Below are 14736 nucleotides of genomic sequence, written 5' to 3'. Positions count from 1 at the left end.
AATGAATATAGAAAAGTTTATCAACGATTGGATTGTAGTCAGCAACAGTTACGACACCGAAAAATATCTGGAATTTTATCTGGAAGATGCCATTTTAGATGACCCGTCAGTTGGAAGAAAATTTATTGGTCACGACGGAATCAAAGATTATTTCGAAAGTTATTTTATAGGTTATCAAACTCAAACAGAATTGAGAAAATTAGAAATCAAAGAAAATTCCGCTTATCTGGAAGTAGAATTCACAGGTGATTTTCCGGAAGGTAAAATTGGAGGAAGTTTTGATTTTATTTTTAAAAATGATAAAATTGCGTTTGTAAAGGCAGATTTGATTCATTAGATCATCACCTGGAATTTATGATCGTGATGAGAATTCTTATCACTGTTTTTTGTTTTAAAGTTAATTTATAATAGATTATCAGGTTTTGTATTGAATTTCAATCAAATGACCAACATCAGTTTTTTATAAAGCTATTTTATATATCTTTGCGCCAATCTGGTGAGCTGTAAAAAGCACTTAATAGGGAATCCGGTGAAAATCCGGAGCAGACCCGCTGCTGTAAGCTTCACACAAAGGTTTTTGAAAATTATATCCACTGTTCGCCTTGGCGGATGGGAAGGATCTCAAAAATGAAGTAAGTCAGAAGACCTGCCAGAAGTTTAAAATAATTGACGCTTTCGTGGAATAAAGCTTAGTCAACAATGATTTTGTACAATCCAAATTGTACTTTGTCATTGCTTTCTTACATCCATTGGCGTCATCATTATTCGATATGAGCTAATGGTGACACGATTTACTTTTCGACTTTATAAAACAGTTGTTGCAATAGTGGTGACAGCTTCCTCGCTATGTTTTTCCCAGTCCAGAAAAGATACGGTCGAGACAGAGATTCTCAAAGTTGATGTTTACAAAAAGGATTTCAAAGAGATTCTTCCTGCTCAGACAATTTCCGGAGAGAAACTGGAAAGACTCAACAGTCAATCTGTTGCAGACGCACTGCGATATTTTTCAGGCGTTCAGATCAAAGATTACGGTGGAATTGGCGGACTGAAAACCATCAATATCCGAAGTATGGGAAGCCAACATGTTGGTGTCTTCTATGACGGAATTCAACTTGGGAATGCGCAAAATGGATTAGTCGATCTAGGAAGATTTTCTTTGGACGACATCGAGGAAATTTCTCTTTACAACGGACAAAAAAGCGAGATTTTCCAGCCTGCAAGAGATTTTGGTTCATCAGGTTCGATTTATCTTCAACCAAAAACGCCTCAATTTAAATTTAATAAAAAAACAAATCTCGTTCTTAGGCTCAAAAATAGTTCTATCGATTTGTTCAATCCTTCTTTCCGGTTGGAACAGAAGATTTCGGACAGAGTTTCGGCTAGTTTCAGTTCAGAATTTTTGCAAAGTGATGGTATTTACAGATTCCGTTATCACAAAAAATATCCGGATGGCACAACAGCTTATGACACGATTGCAAAGCGGTTCGATTCCGACATCAAGGCCAAACGTTTCGAAACCAGTTTTCACGGCATTATCAATAACGGAAGTTGGAATATCCGAAGTTACGGCTATCTCTCTGACCGTGGCATTCCAGCGGCAATTGTCAATAACCGGTTTGATGGACGAGGACAAAGGTTGGTGGACGAGAATTATTTTATTCAGGCCAATTTCAGAAAGAAGTTATTTCCCAAATTAGAAACGCAGTTCAAAGCCAAATTCGCTTACGATTTCACACATTACATCGATACGGTTTCATCCATAAAAATCCAGAATCAATACATCCAGAGAGAGATTTATTTGTCTTCCTCCAATATTTATTCCGTGACTCAGAACTGGGATTTCAGCACCAGTTTTGACTTCCAGTACAACAATCTGGATGCGGATCTGGTCAACTTTTCGTATCCGACGCGTTACACTTCGTTGCTTGCTTTTGCCACAACCTACCAATGGGAAAAACTGAAATTCCTAGGAAGTCTGCTTGGAACTTTCGTGCACGAAGATGTGGAGAAAAATGCCAAATCGCCGGACAAAACCGAATGGACGCCGGCCGCTTTTCTCAGTTATCAGCCTTTTGATTACAATGATTTTACGGTGAGAGCTTTTTACAAACGGATTTTCCGAATGCCGACTTTTAATGATTTGTATTACACAATGATCGGAAATGCTTTTCTGAAACCAGAATTTACCAATCAGTACAATCTTGGATTCACGTATCAGAAGTCTTTTGAGAACTGGGTTCTTCAAAGTTTCTATGCAAAAGTCGACGGTTATTTTAACAAAGTGAAAAACAAAATCATCGCGGCACCAACCGGAAATATGTTCCGCTGGATGATGCTGAATCTTGGCGAAGTGGAAATCATCGGAACAGATGTCAATGTTCAGGCTGATTTGCTCGTTGGGAACATCAAGCTTAAACCTTTGGTAAGTTACACCTTTCAAAGAGCGAGAGATTTTTCCGACAGGAACGAAACTTATTTTGGTGACCAAATTCCTTATACGCCTCGGCATTCCGGAACTTTTTCTTTGATGTCGGATTACAAGGATTGGAGTTTCAATTACAGTTTTATGTATGTCGGCGAGCGTTACGATGGCCAGCAGAACAACATCCAATACAATTATATCCAGCCTTGGTACACACACGATTTATCGATCCAGAAAAAAATGAATTGGAAAAATAATCAGTTCAAAGCCAGTTTAGAGGTCAATAATATCTTCAATCAATACTATGACGTGGTGCTTAATTATCCAATGCCCGGACGGAATTTCAAACTCATTTTAAGCTTTACATTATGAAGAAAATAAACTTTTTTATGTTGATCTTACTTTGCCTCATGTCTTGTAGAACAGATGAAATAATCGTTCGCCCTGAAGTTGAAGAAGGTCTTGCTCCACCAGAAAATACCGCTATCAAAGGGTTTTATCTTTTGAACGAAGGCAATATGGGAAGCAACAAGGCAACTTTGGATTTCTTCGATTACACAACTGGAACATATCACAGGAATATTTATGCGAGCATCAATCCGGATGTGGTGAAGGAATTGGGCGATGTTGGAAATGACATCAAAATCTACGGTAGCAAAATGTACGCGGTCATCAATGTATCCAACAAAATCGAAGTTCTGGACGCAAAAACTGCCAAACGAATCAAAACCATCAATCTTGAAAATTGCAGATATGTCACGTTCAAAGACGGGAAAGTTTATGCTTCAAGTTACGCAGGTCCGGTTGTTCTAAATCCAAATGCGCCACTTGGAAAAGTCGCTGAAATTGACACGGTTTCGCTTTCCATAAAAAGGGAAGTTGTGGTTGGTTATCAGCCTGAAGAAATGCAGATTGTCGGGAACGATCTTTATGTGGCAAACTCAGGTGGTTATCGTTTTCCTAATTATGATAGAACCGTTTCAGTCGTTGATTTGAACACATTTACTGAAACTAATAAAATCGATGTGGCAATTAATCTTCATCACATTGCGAAGGATAATGATGGCGATCTGTATGTGAGTTCCAGAGGCGATTATTATAATGTTCCGTCAAGTTTATTTTTAGTTGATTCCAAAATCGGAACGGTCAAAAAAGACTTTAAAATTGCGGTCAGCGAGATGACGATTGTGAACGGCAAACTCTATTATTATGGCAACGAGTTCAATTACAACACGCACGCCTACACCAAATCTTTCGGCATCATCGATGTGAAAACGGAGCAGATCATCTCCAGCAAGATCATCGACCAGGAATATGTAGACGCGATCAAAACGCCTTACGGAATCGCCGTCAACCCGATCACAGAAGACATTTATATGACCGATGCACGGAACTATGTTTCCACGGGATTTGTCTATTGCTTTGATAAAAACGGAAAATTCAAATGGAAAACCGAAGCCGGAAACATCCCAGCACATTTTGTTTTTCTGTATAAGTAGCTATGAGATATGCATTTAGAGATATAACACAATATTGTCATTCCGTAGGAATCTCGGCAGTTTAGATTCCTACGGAATGACAAACAATCTTAATAAAATTAAATCAACAAAAATGAGACATAAATTTCTAAAACTTACTTTATTGTCATTGTTTACTATAGGAATAATTTCCTGTAAAAACGATGATGATGACAATACATTTAGTCTTGCGGAATCTTACTCAGTTGACCGTTTTAAAGTCCTGAATATCCTAACCAACATTTCAGGAACTTTCACTTGGAGTGTCAATGATTCTGTTATTTCAGAGAATTCAACCTTGGAATTTATTAGTCCATTCGCGAAAACTTATCCTTTAACTCTGAAGGTTGAAAGTGATGGAAGAACGACAACTTACAATTCAAAAATCATTGTCAACAAAGAATCTGTTTCTTACAGCAAATACATTTCAAACGTTTTTGATTTCCGTCCTGCGGTGGGACAATTCATAAACGAGATTCCTGAATATATTGCCGGAAATACTTCGGAACAGATGATTCAGAAAGCGAAACACTCCTTGGTGGGTTCCAATTCTTCGATGATTTCGCTGGGCGGATTTGGAGGCTATGTCACTTTCGGTTTCGACCACACGATTCCAAATATGAATGGGCGTGATTTCAAAATTTTGGGTAATGCTTTTTGGGGCGATCTATCTTCGCAAGAACGTGCAGGTTCTTGTGAGCCGGGAATTATTCTCGTGGCCTATGACAAGAATAAGAACGGAAAACCCGATGAAGACGAATGGTACGAGATTGCTGGCAGCGAGTATTTCAAAAATACAACGGCCAAGAATTACGCGGTCAATTACTTCAAACCCGATGAAAACAAACCGCCAGTTCCCGGAAACGAATATTGGGAAAACGATGTGGAATATATAAAATGGACAGATAACTTGGGGAATTCAGGCTTTAAGACCAAAAATGTTTTCCACATTCAGAGTTATTATCCATTATGGATTTCGGATGCTTGTTACAGTTTCATGGGAACTAAGTTAGCAAACAATTACTACGACCAAAGTGGAACCGGAACTTATTGGGTTGGAAAATCCTATGAATTTGGATACGCGGACAATGCTCCGAATAATGACGAAGCTTCCAACATCGATATCTCTTGGGCAGTTGACAAGAACGGCAATTACGTCAAACTTCCCGGAATCGATTTCGTGAAAGTTTATACCGGAGTCAATCAGGAAGCGGGCTGGCTGGGAGAAGTTTCTACAGAAGTTGCTGGTGCTTACGATTTACATTTAAAATAAAATTCAACAATAAAATTATTTAAATCAATTAAAAATGAAAAAGTTTTATCTTTTGACATTGCTGTTGTTCTTTGCATTTTTTACCAATGCACAAGTCACAGTTCAGGGAATTCCGAGAAATGACCTCAAAACGAACTCTATTAAAAAAATTCAATCCAAAAAATCAGATTTCACGATGGATGATATCGTCTATTGGGTTGGAACAGGTTCTAACAAAGCGGCTTTTGTTGTTCAATGGAATGATGCTAAAAATCCGGATGCTCTGGTTTGGGGCTTCAAATGGGACGGAAACGCAACGGGCGAAGATATGCTGAAAGCGATTGCAAAGGCAGATAAGCGTTTCTTTTCATTATTATACCAAGGAACACAATTTGGAAGTGCAATTGGTGGACTTGGTTTTGACCTTGATGGAAATGATACTAATGCTCTTATCAAAGGAGGGAATGCAACATATCCGTTTTATCCAGTTGATGGAATTATCAATACAACAGCTTATGATTTTGACGATTACACAGCAAAGGATGCTGATGACCATTGGCAAGCTGGTTGGATGAGCAAAGGTTATTGGTCGTATTGGGTAAAAGACCCGGCAGATGCAGATTTTGGATATTCTGGGTTGGGAGCTAGTAGCAGACAGTTGGAGAATGGTTCTTGGGATGTATGGAATTTCAATCCAGAATTTAATTCACCAGATATTTCTTCAACATTGACACCAGTTTCCGTTTACTCTTCACAAGCAGATTTTACCAAAGGTTATTTTATGGTGAATGAAGAATGGTTTGGTCATACGAACGGTTCTGTGAATTTTGTAGGAGACAATGACCAAATCTATTACAGAGTTTACAGCGAGAAGAATAATAATCAGGCTTTTGGTGCTACAACTCAGTTTGGAACAATCTACGGGGACAAGTTCTATTTTATTTCCAAACAAGCGGCTGACGGTGGAGATACGCAATACACACCGGGCGGAAGATTGGTTGTTGCTAATGCTATAACAATGGAGAAAATCAAAGGCTTTGACAACATCGGTGGAGGAGACGGCCGTTCTTTTCTTGGTGTGAATGAACATTTGGGCTACATCGGTGCATCCAACGGAATCTTTTTATTTGACATCGATAATCTACAGGTTGGAAGTATGATTGCGGGAACTGGCGGAGGTTCAGCTTATGCGGGTCAAATCGGGAATATGGTGAGAACTTCGCAGTATGTTTTTGCTGTGAAACAATCTACAGGCATTTTGATTATCGACCCAAAAACCAATACTTTGATTCAGACGATTTCGGGTGCTTTCCATTCGGTTGTTCAGGCGAAGGATGGAAGTGTTTGGGCGATTCAAAATCAGAAGTTGATTAACATTGATCCAACAACTTTTGCTACAACAGAATATGCGCTTTCTACTGCAACCCAATATCTAGGTTCTTGGGGTGCCTGGAACGCAGGAAGTTTTACTTACAGTAACCAGCAGAATGCATTGTACTGGATGAACTCGGTTAATGCTTTTACGTCTGGAACGAAGGTTATTAAATTTGATGTAACCACAAAAACATTGGTTGACAATTTTATCACGATTCCTGGTCAGGAAGGAACTTACAAGCAAATTCCTTACGGCGCGGCGTTGAGAGTTAATCCTGTTTCTGACGAATTAATCCTTAATACAACAGAAAGCGGTTACGGTGCACATTATCAGAAAAACTGGATTCATACTTACAGCAATACAGGTGCTTTACTGAATACAAAAACCTTGAATGATTATTATTGGTTTCCAGCTGTCACAGTATTCCCTGACAATACTTTGCCGGTTGTGAGTTCTGCTTTTCCTTCAGAAATCAATGCAAGTGCAATTACAAAGATTGACCTGAAAACGATTGTGACCGATACGGATAATCTTTCTGTTTCTATTTTGAAATCAATTAAATCTAATAGCAATATCAATGTGATTTTAGCTGAAATCAATCCTGATGAAGAATTGGTTCTAACGCCACAAAATGCAGGAACAGCAAATATTGTGGTTAGTTTTAATTCTAACGGAAAAGTGGTTGATAAAACCTTAACTGTAGTATCCTCTTCGTTGGCTGTGAATGATAATGTTAAGAAAATCAATCTGAGTATCTACCCAAATCCAACAGCCGATGTACTGAATATCAAAACTCAGGACAAAATTTTTGAGATTTCTGTATTTGATATTACAGGAAAAGTCATCAATACCAAAATTGTTGATGGAAAAATCAATGTTTCTCAATTATTGAAAGGAAATTATATTTTAAGAGTAGTAACCGATAAAGCAATTTATCAGGAGAAATTCATCAAGAAATAATATTGATTAATTCAGTTGTTAAAAACCTTTAGATTATTCTAAAGGTTTTTTATTTGAATAATTCCAAAATCTCGTCAACAGTCACTTTTCCGAAATAATCTGTGATGTTGGTTTTAGAAAGAATTTGGTTTAAATTTTCAATATCGTGCTTTTCATCGATTAATAAATCTTCCAATTCTTCAATAGGTTTTGAAGCAAAAAAGTCACCGAATATTTTGGCTTTTTTAATAATTCCTTTTTCAACGTCCAAATGGATTTCTATAAAACCTGCGGGAATCTTAATTGCTTTTTTGAAATTATAATTCGGAGAAAATCCGAAGTTCCAATCCCAAGTTTCATATTTTTCTTTTACTAATTTCTCAATGGCTTGAATATCTTCATCTGTGAAATTGTAGATTTGTCCATTGTCGGAACCTTTCAGGATTTCGTCAATCAACTTTTGTTTCAGAACTTCTATCGTAGTTCCTTCTGGTAAATAATCAATCAGATTGATCACTCTGGAGCGATTGGATTTTGTGGCTTTATCAAGAAATTTTAAAGGATTGACTTTCAAAGCATCACTCAGAACACTCATTTCAGAATCGAACAAAATCGTTCCGTGCTGAATCATTTTTCCGCTTCGAGCCAATTTTGCATTACCACTGAATTTCTTTCCGTCCACCAAAAGGTCATTTCTGCCTTCCAGTTTTGCAGGAACATTCCAATCTTTCAAAAGCTGAAGAACCGGACTTGTGAATTGTGAAAAATCCATAAAATCATAACCGCCCAAAAGCGTGTGAAAAGAGAAATTAAGATTCCCCAAATCGTGATAAACTGTTCCTCCGCCCGACATTCTTCTTACAACTTTGATGTTATTTTCGTTAACATAATCCAGATTGATTTCTGCCAAAGTGTTCTGGAATTTCCCAACAATAATCGAAGGTGCATTGATATAAAGAAGGAAAATATCTTCGGTCGGAAATTTGGTCAGCAGATATTCTTCGGAAGCAATATTGAAAAAAGCGTTGTGAGAAGGGGAGTCTATGATGAGCATATTGTTCTATTTTCTAACAAAATTACTGAGTTTTTGCCGTTAATAAAATTGATTTTACTCACTTATTTAAACACAAAGGACACAAAGGTTCTTTCACGAAGAACATTAATTTGTGACCATTGTGAGCTCTTTGTATTCCTTGTGGTTAAGCTTCACTAAAAAAGAGCACTCTTCAAAAAGAAGAAATGCCCTTTAAAAATAAAAACCTTAAAATTCAAAAAATTTATAATGACACCCCTCGTTTCCAAGGGATAAATACATCCTGTTTCAATTGGTCTGCTTTTGTTTCTACGTTGCCGCTTGCCAATTCGATTATATAATCTACGATTTCTTCGCCCACTTCCTGAATGCTTTTTTCTCCCGTAATCACGGTTCCTGCATTCACATCAATGATATCCGACATTCTGTTGATCAATGCAGTATTAGACGATATTTTCACAACCGGCGCGATTGGATTTCCCATTGGATTTCCCAGACCTGTTGTAAACAAAACGACTGTTGCACCGGCACCCACTAACCCTGTGGTACATTCGGCATCGTTTCCTGGCGTATTCAATAAGTTCAGACCTGGTTTTGAAATATATTCGCCATAATCCAAAACATCCACAATCGGTGCAGTTCCACCTTTTTTAGAAGCACCTGCCGATTTCATAGCATCGGTGATCAAACCGTCTTTGATATTTCCCGGCGATGGATTCATATCAAATCCTGAGCCTGCATCCACAACGGATTTCTCGAATGCTTTCATCAGTGATAAGAATTTATCTGCTTTTTCTTCGTCCACGCATCGGTTCATCAATTCCTGTTCTACACCGCACAATTCCGGAAACTCGGCCAAGATTGTTTTTCCGCCCAAGGCTGCAAAAATATCTGAGACAATTCCTAAAGCAGGATTCGCAGAGATTCCCGAGAATCCATCAGAACCACCACATTCCAGACCTATGCTCAGCTTGGAAACCGGTGCAGGTTTGCGTTCTATTTTGTTGGCTCTTTTGATGGCTTCGAAAGACTCTTTGATGACCATCTGGAACATCTTGTCCGTCGTTCCGATTTTCTGTTGCTCAAATATCAGAACTTCTTTATCGCTATTTGGACTTATTTCCTTTAAAGCATTCTGGAAAATGTCCACCTGAAGATTCTGGCAGCCAAGGCTCAAAACCGTTGCACCAGCTACATTCGGGTTGTTTACATAACCTGCGAGCAATTTCGCCAACAGTTCCGAATCTTGTCGGATTCCTCCGCAACCACCCTGATGATTGATGAATTTCACCTCGATATTATCCAGAAGATTTTCGTTTCTGGATTGGTCTTCCACTTCTTCCACGCTTTTTTCTTCAATCAGAGAGCGTAAGAAATTTTTATAAGAGACTTCTTTTTTCGGTAATAGTTCGTTCTCGAAAATGTCTTTCAGCTTCTCAATATTTTTGTTTTCACAGAAAACCAAAGGGAAAAACAACCAAACATTTTTGGTTCCGACTTGCCCGTCAGAACGGTGGTAACCATTGAAGGTTTTATCTTTCCATTTATCGACATTTGGCGGAGTCCAACCCAAATCTCCTGTCTTTTTGAAAACCTCTTCACTCTCGTGTTTTACGTTTTCCGTCGTGATAACTTCTCCTTTTTGGATTGGGAGATTCGCTTTTCCAACGATGACGCCATACATAATGATATGGTCACCCACCGCAAAATCTTCTGCCGCGAATTTATGTTTTGCTTTCGTATCTTTCAGTACCGTGTAATCCGCACCGTCAAGATGCACGATTTCTCCGGCAGGCAAATCCGTCAGCGCAACTATGATGTTGTCTTTCGGGTTTACTTTTAATACTTTCTTCATAATTTCTAAAATATTTAAAAATTAATTGTTATTGACTAATTTTTTGGCAGCCTTTCCGCCCGTTCCCGCTATCCACCGGATGCTGATGAACTCCAAGTCGGTGCTGCAATTCAACGCTTAAACCCTTCGACAAGCTCAGGGTGATATCGCTAATACTAACAGTTATTAGAACTGTCAGGCTGAGCTTGTCGAAGCCTTTTCAATTATTGATTAGTAAAACGTTTATAACCTTCTTCAATTCCTGTGGAATCGATTGCACTCAAAGCCTTGGTTACAGTTTCTGTCAATCCGGGAACCTGGGTCAGATCTGTATCCCAGAAACTCAATTCTGATAAAGCATTTTTCGCTACTTCTCCAAGGTCATTGGTCGACCAGATTTCTTTGAATCTTTCCAAAACAGGCGCATCATCGCTCACAGGAAGTTGTTTACCGTCAAACTCACCTTGATAGAATCTGATCAATGCTGCTAAAGCGAAAGTCAGATTAATAGGCAATTCATTCTTGATTTCAACATATTTCAACAAGCTTGGTAAGACTCTCACTTTGAACTTCGAAACCGAATTTAGTGCAATGCTTGAAAGCAAATGCTTTAGGAACGGATTTCTGAATCTATCAAACACTTCATCTGAGAACGCCGTCAATTCTTCTGTTGATAGATCCAGAGTAGGGATGATCTCTTTATAGACCGTATCGGAAATCCATTGTCCTGCAAAGTCTGCATCAATAGCTTCTTTCACAGTTTCTTTTCCGTCAAGGATAGAGAAAGCCAACATTGCTGTGTGAGCACCGTTCAGGATTCTCACTTTTCTGGTTCTATAAGGCGTGATGTCATCAACAACCAAAACCTGGTCATCAATTTTATCAAAAGGAATCAAAGCTTTCAGTTTCTCATCGCCTTCGATAACCCAAAGTAGGAACGCTTCGCAAACCACCATCAGATTATCATCATAATCCAACTTCGCTTCGTACTTATCTTTTTCTTCTCTTGGATAACCCGGAACAATTCTGTCAACCAAAGTATTATGGAAATAGTTGCTGTTCTCCACCCAAGCAGAGAAACCTTCTTCAAGATTCCATAGCTGAGCATATTTCAGAATATATAGTTTTAAAGTTAAAGCATTGTTTTCTATCAATTCGCAAGGAATGATGTGAAGACCTTTCTCAGAATCTCCGTTAAAATGCTTGAATCTTTCGTAAAGAAAAGCAGTTACTTTCGCAGGGAAATTCTTGTGAGGACCTAAAGCCAAAGACGTTTCAGAATCGTCAAAAGCAATTCCGGCTTCTGTTGTATTAGATAAAATGAACTGCAGATCTTCGCCTTTTGCCAATTCAAGGTATTCAGCGTAATTTTCATAAGGGCTGAAAGAACGCTGGATTGCAGAAATCACTCTCTGTTCATCCACAATTTGTCCTTTCTTCACACCTCTTACGAAAAGTGTGTAAAGATTGCCCTGACTTTCCAACATATCAACAAGACCACCAACTGTTGGCTGAACAACGGCTACACCAGCGTTGAAACCAGCTTCTTTGTTCATCTTGTCGATAAGGTAATCTACAAATGCACGAAGGAAATTACCTTCTCCGAATTGTAAAAATTTGATTGGAAGTTTCTCAGTCGAAGCTGAGTTTTCACGGTTAAGTTTTTGTTTAGTTTGGTATTCCATTTCTTTATTCTTTAATGATTTTATATTTAGGAACCAATGATTTCATCACAAACCAGGCAATAAGATAAGCTACGGCGCAGATTGAGAAAATGATCATATATCCTTTGTCGATACCGTCTGAAACAACAGCACCGGAATTTTTCAATTGTTCAAATAGATTATCAGGAAGACGCTCCTCTGCATATTGAGGGAATTTCTCCAAAAGCGGAACACCATTAACAGTTGTCCAGGCTTTGTGTGCGTGGTCGAATAATAGTCCTGAACCTTTATTAATCAGGAAAGAACCTATTCCGCCAGCCATTCCGCCGATTCCTGTGATTGTAGCGATTGCTTTTTTCGGGAACATATCGCCAACTGTTGAGAAGATGTTAGCCGACCAAGCCTGATGTGCTGCTCCAGCGACCCCAATAATTAAAACCGGAATCCAATAACTGATGCTTCCTGCAGGTTGTGCCACCAAAGCTAATAATGGAAAGAAAGCGAAAATCAACATCGCACGCATTCTTCCTGCGTAAGGATTCATTCCTTTTTTGTCTACGAAATATTTTGGAAGCCAACCTCCGACAATGGAAACCAAGGTTATCATATACAAAACGAAGAGTGGTAATGCACTTTGCGTGCTATCCATTCCGTAAACTGAACTTAGGTAGGCCGGAGTCCAGAAAAGGTAAAACCACCAAACACCATCTGTCATAAATTTACCAAAGATAAAAGCCCAAGTCTGTCTGTATCCAAAAGCTTGTTTTAAGCTCATTTTTTTCTGAGGCTCATCAGACATAGTTTCTACAACATCATCCTGGTCTTGCTGGATATAAGCCAATTCGTGTTCGTTAACTTTCGGATGCTGATGAGGTTTTTTGTAATAGAAAATCCAAAGTCCCATCCAAACGAATCCAAGCGCACCAATGATGATAAAGGCCATTTCCCAACCCATCGATTTAGCAATGAAAGGAATGGTAACAGGCGCAGCCAAAGCTCCAACCGTTGCTCCTGCATTGAAAATACTTGTAGAAAACGCCCTGTCTTTTTTAGGGAAATATTCCGCAGTGGTTTTAATCGCCGCAGGGAAGTTTCCTGCCTCACCCACTGCTAAAACAAATCTTGCAAAGATGAAAAGCGTCACACTTGTACTTGTAACAAGCGAAATATTGTTGAGAGTTCCAATGATTTCTTTTGATTCTGCAAATCCTACCAACCAGTTTCCTGTTAAGATTCCCGAAGTTGCAATACCGCAGAATGCGTGTAAAATAGCTCCAATTGACCAAATGAAGATTGCCCAAAGAAATCCTTTTTTCGTATCCATCCAATCCACAAACTTTCCGGCAAACAACATACTGATCGCGTAGAATATGGAAAATAATGCCGTGATGTTTCCATAGTCATTATTATTCCAATGGAACTCGGGCTGGATAAAATCTTTCCAGGTCAGAGAAAGAACCTGCCTGTCAAGATAATTAATCGTTGTAGCAATGAACAGAAGTCCGCAGATGGACCACCTGAAATTACTCGGTTTTAAGGATTTGACTGAACTCATATTGGTTTTAGGAATTTAGTTTTCAATAATTATTTAATAGATTGGATGATGTCCAATACTTTTTTCGTTTCGTTTTCGATAGTTGCGTAATCTTTGGCAGCCATTAGTTCTTTACTGACTAACTTACTTCCCATTCCAACAGCGGAAACGCCGGCTTTAAACCAGCTTTCAATGTTTTCTTTGGTGGTGTCAACACCGCCTGTTGGCATAAATTTCAGATTCGGAAATACATCTTTTATGGCGCTCATAAATCCTGTTCCCAAAGCATTTCCAGGGAATAACTTTACGAATGTTACACCTGAATTTTCAGCTTCGATGATTTCAGTTGGCGTCATACAGCCCGGACTGTACAACACATCTTTCGGAATCAGGAATTCTGCAACTTCAGCTACAAATCCAGGGCTGATGAAAAAATCAGCACCAACATTATAATAATCTTCCGCTTGTTTTTGATTTTTAATGGTTCCGATTCCAAGCAGCATATCCGGCATTTCGGCATTACGGATTTCTACCATTTTTGTGAAATTACTTAGTGCAGATTCTCCTCGGCTTGTATATTCTACTGCTCGGATTCCTGCTTTGTAAAGCGATTTCAGTATTTCTAAAGTTACCGTTTCATCAGCATTATAATACAAAGGCAAAAGCCCTTGCTTGATGATGGCGTTTGTAACTAATTGAATCTTTGTCATTTTTTTTAAATTTTTACTTTAAAAACTATTTTTCTAATGAAACCATTTCCAATCATTGGTGCGTGGACATCATTTGGATAAAAAATAGCAAACTGATTTTCGTTTAATTGGAAAAACATATCCGGATTATCATTGTAAAAAAGAACATCTTTTTCTGCATTGTATTCTCCGATTGGTTTTGTGCATTTTTGCCTTGATTTCCAACCAATATTTTCTATTCCCTTCAGACAAATTTGAATATCAATATTTTGATTATGACATTCGAATTTGGAAAGACTTTCTTCTTTTGTTTTGGCCATTTCATCAAAAACAATCATTCGAAGACCTTCTTCAATCTCTGTAACTCCAACTTCTAAAGCATCTAAGTTTTTGTCTTCTAAATAGTCGAAAGCTTTTTCAAATAATGGATTGAGTAAAGAATATTGAGAAGCGTTTTCTAATGTATCTATAATCATT

Annotated in this window: 11 protein-coding genes and 1 riboswitch; of the genes, 5 read left to right on the top strand and 6 right to left on the bottom strand. The window is 38.3% G+C overall.

All coding sequences use genetic code 11. From position 1 onward, the window contains the following. Nucleotide 1 precedes the first annotated feature (1 nt). The 5 genes from K319_RS0112290 to K319_RS0112270 all read left to right on the top strand — a co-directional run bounded on the left by K319_RS0112290 (nt 2) and on the right by K319_RS0112270 (nt 7526). A complete protein-coding gene (locus tag K319_RS0112290; protein ID WP_027383870.1) occupies nt 2-337 on the top strand; it encodes a nuclear transport factor 2 family protein in 336 nt (111 codons plus the stop codon). A gap of 140 nt (nt 338-477) precedes the next feature. Beyond that, nucleotides 478-668: riboswitch (cobalamin riboswitch) on the top strand. Between the two features lie 110 nt (nt 669-778). Continuing rightward, on the top strand, nt 779-2794 hold the full coding sequence (locus K319_RS0112285) for a TonB-dependent receptor (RefSeq protein ID WP_027383869.1): 2016 nt from the start codon (nt 779-781) through the stop codon (nt 2792-2794). Next, nucleotides 2791-3921 carry a YncE family protein gene (locus tag K319_RS0112280; RefSeq protein ID WP_027383868.1) on the top strand — a complete coding sequence of 377 codons (1131 nt, stop codon included), beginning with the start codon at nt 2791-2793 and terminating at the stop codon, nt 3919-3921. Before K319_RS0112285 ends, K319_RS0112280 begins: the two co-directional genes overlap by 4 nt. Before the next feature lie 112 nt (nt 3922-4033). Further along, nucleotides 4034-5212, top strand: coding sequence for a hypothetical protein (locus K319_RS0112275; RefSeq protein ID WP_027383867.1), 1179 nt, complete (start codon nt 4034-4036; stop codon nt 5210-5212). Between the two features lie 34 nt (nt 5213-5246). Then, the gene (locus tag K319_RS0112270; RefSeq protein WP_027383866.1) at nt 5247-7526 is read left to right on the top strand and encodes a DUF5074 domain-containing protein; all 2280 of its coding nucleotides are present in this window, start codon (nt 5247-5249) and stop codon (nt 7524-7526) included. A 49-nt stretch (nt 7527-7575) separates the two neighbouring features. Here the strand turns inward: K319_RS0112270 and K319_RS0112265 are convergent, their stop codons facing one another. The 6 genes from K319_RS0112265 to K319_RS0112240 form a co-directional block, all read right to left on the bottom strand. Next, nucleotides 7576-8559, bottom strand: a complete 984-nt coding sequence (locus tag K319_RS0112265; protein WP_027383865.1) for a lipoate--protein ligase — start codon at nt 8557-8559, stop codon at nt 7576-7578. A 223-nt stretch (nt 8560-8782) separates the two neighbouring features. Next, nucleotides 8783-10393 carry a UxaA family hydrolase gene (locus K319_RS0112260; protein ID WP_394330686.1) on the bottom strand — a complete coding sequence of 537 codons (1611 nt, stop codon included), beginning with the start codon at nt 10391-10393 and terminating at the stop codon, nt 8783-8785. A gap of 203 nt (nt 10394-10596) precedes the next feature. Beyond that, nucleotides 10597-12057, bottom strand: a complete 1461-nt coding sequence (locus K319_RS0112255) for a tagaturonate reductase (protein ID WP_027383863.1) — start codon at nt 12055-12057, stop codon at nt 10597-10599. Between the two features lie 4 nt (nt 12058-12061). Next, on the bottom strand, nt 12062-13591 hold the full coding sequence (locus tag K319_RS0112250; RefSeq protein WP_027383862.1) for an MFS transporter: 1530 nt from the start codon (nt 13589-13591) through the stop codon (nt 12062-12064). 29 nt (nt 13592-13620) lie between these two features. Next, entirely contained in the window at nt 13621-14280 is a 660-nt protein-coding gene (locus K319_RS0112245; protein WP_027383861.1) for a beta/alpha barrel domain-containing protein, read from the bottom strand. A gap of 5 nt (nt 14281-14285) precedes the next feature. Then, nucleotides 14286-14735 (bottom strand): YhcH/YjgK/YiaL family protein, encoded by a 450-nt coding sequence (locus K319_RS0112240; protein WP_027383860.1) that lies wholly within the window; start codon nt 14733-14735, stop codon nt 14286-14288. Between the last annotated feature and the right edge of the window lies 1 nt (nt 14736).

The organism is Epilithonimonas caeni DSM 17710 (assembly GCF_000426465.1).
In the GTDB taxonomy this organism is placed as follows: domain Bacteria; phylum Bacteroidota; class Bacteroidia; order Flavobacteriales; family Weeksellaceae; genus Epilithonimonas; species Epilithonimonas caeni.
Note: the sequence above shows the minus strand (reverse complement) of the source record. Positions and strands in the feature narration are given on the sequence as shown.

Excerpts from the sequence above, each read along its gene's own strand:
- K319_RS0112250 (WP_027383862.1), bottom strand. The coding sequence starts at position 13,591 with ATGAGTTCAGTCAAATCCTTAAAACCGAGTAATTTCAGGTGGTCCATC.
- K319_RS0112285 (WP_027383869.1), top strand. The coding sequence starts at position 779 with ATGGTGACACGATTTACTTTTCGACTTTATAAAACAGTTGTTGCAATA.
- K319_RS0112245 (WP_027383861.1), bottom strand. The coding sequence starts at position 14,280 with ATGACAAAGATTCAATTAGTTACAAACGCCATCATCAAGCAAGGGCTT.
- K319_RS0112265 (WP_027383865.1), bottom strand. The coding sequence starts at position 8,559 with ATGCTCATCATAGACTCCCCTTCTCACAACGCTTTTTTCAATATTGCT.
- K319_RS0112275 (WP_027383867.1), top strand. The coding sequence starts at position 4,034 with ATGAGACATAAATTTCTAAAACTTACTTTATTGTCATTGTTTACTATA.
- K319_RS0112270 (WP_027383866.1), top strand. The coding sequence starts at position 5,247 with ATGAAAAAGTTTTATCTTTTGACATTGCTGTTGTTCTTTGCATTTTTT.
- K319_RS0112260 (WP_394330686.1), bottom strand. The coding sequence starts at position 10,393 with ATGAAGAAAGTATTAAAAGTAAACCCGAAAGACAACATCATAGTTGCG.
- K319_RS0112280 (WP_027383868.1), top strand. The coding sequence starts at position 2,791 with ATGAAGAAAATAAACTTTTTTATGTTGATCTTACTTTGCCTCATGTCT.
- K319_RS0112240 (WP_027383860.1), bottom strand. The coding sequence starts at position 14,735 with ATGATTATAGATACATTAGAAAACGCTTCTCAATATTCTTTACTCAAT.
- K319_RS0112290 (WP_027383870.1), top strand. The coding sequence starts at position 2 with ATGAATATAGAAAAGTTTATCAACGATTGGATTGTAGTCAGCAACAGT.
- K319_RS0112255 (WP_027383863.1), bottom strand. The coding sequence starts at position 12,057 with ATGGAATACCAAACTAAACAAAAACTTAACCGTGAAAACTCAGCTTCG.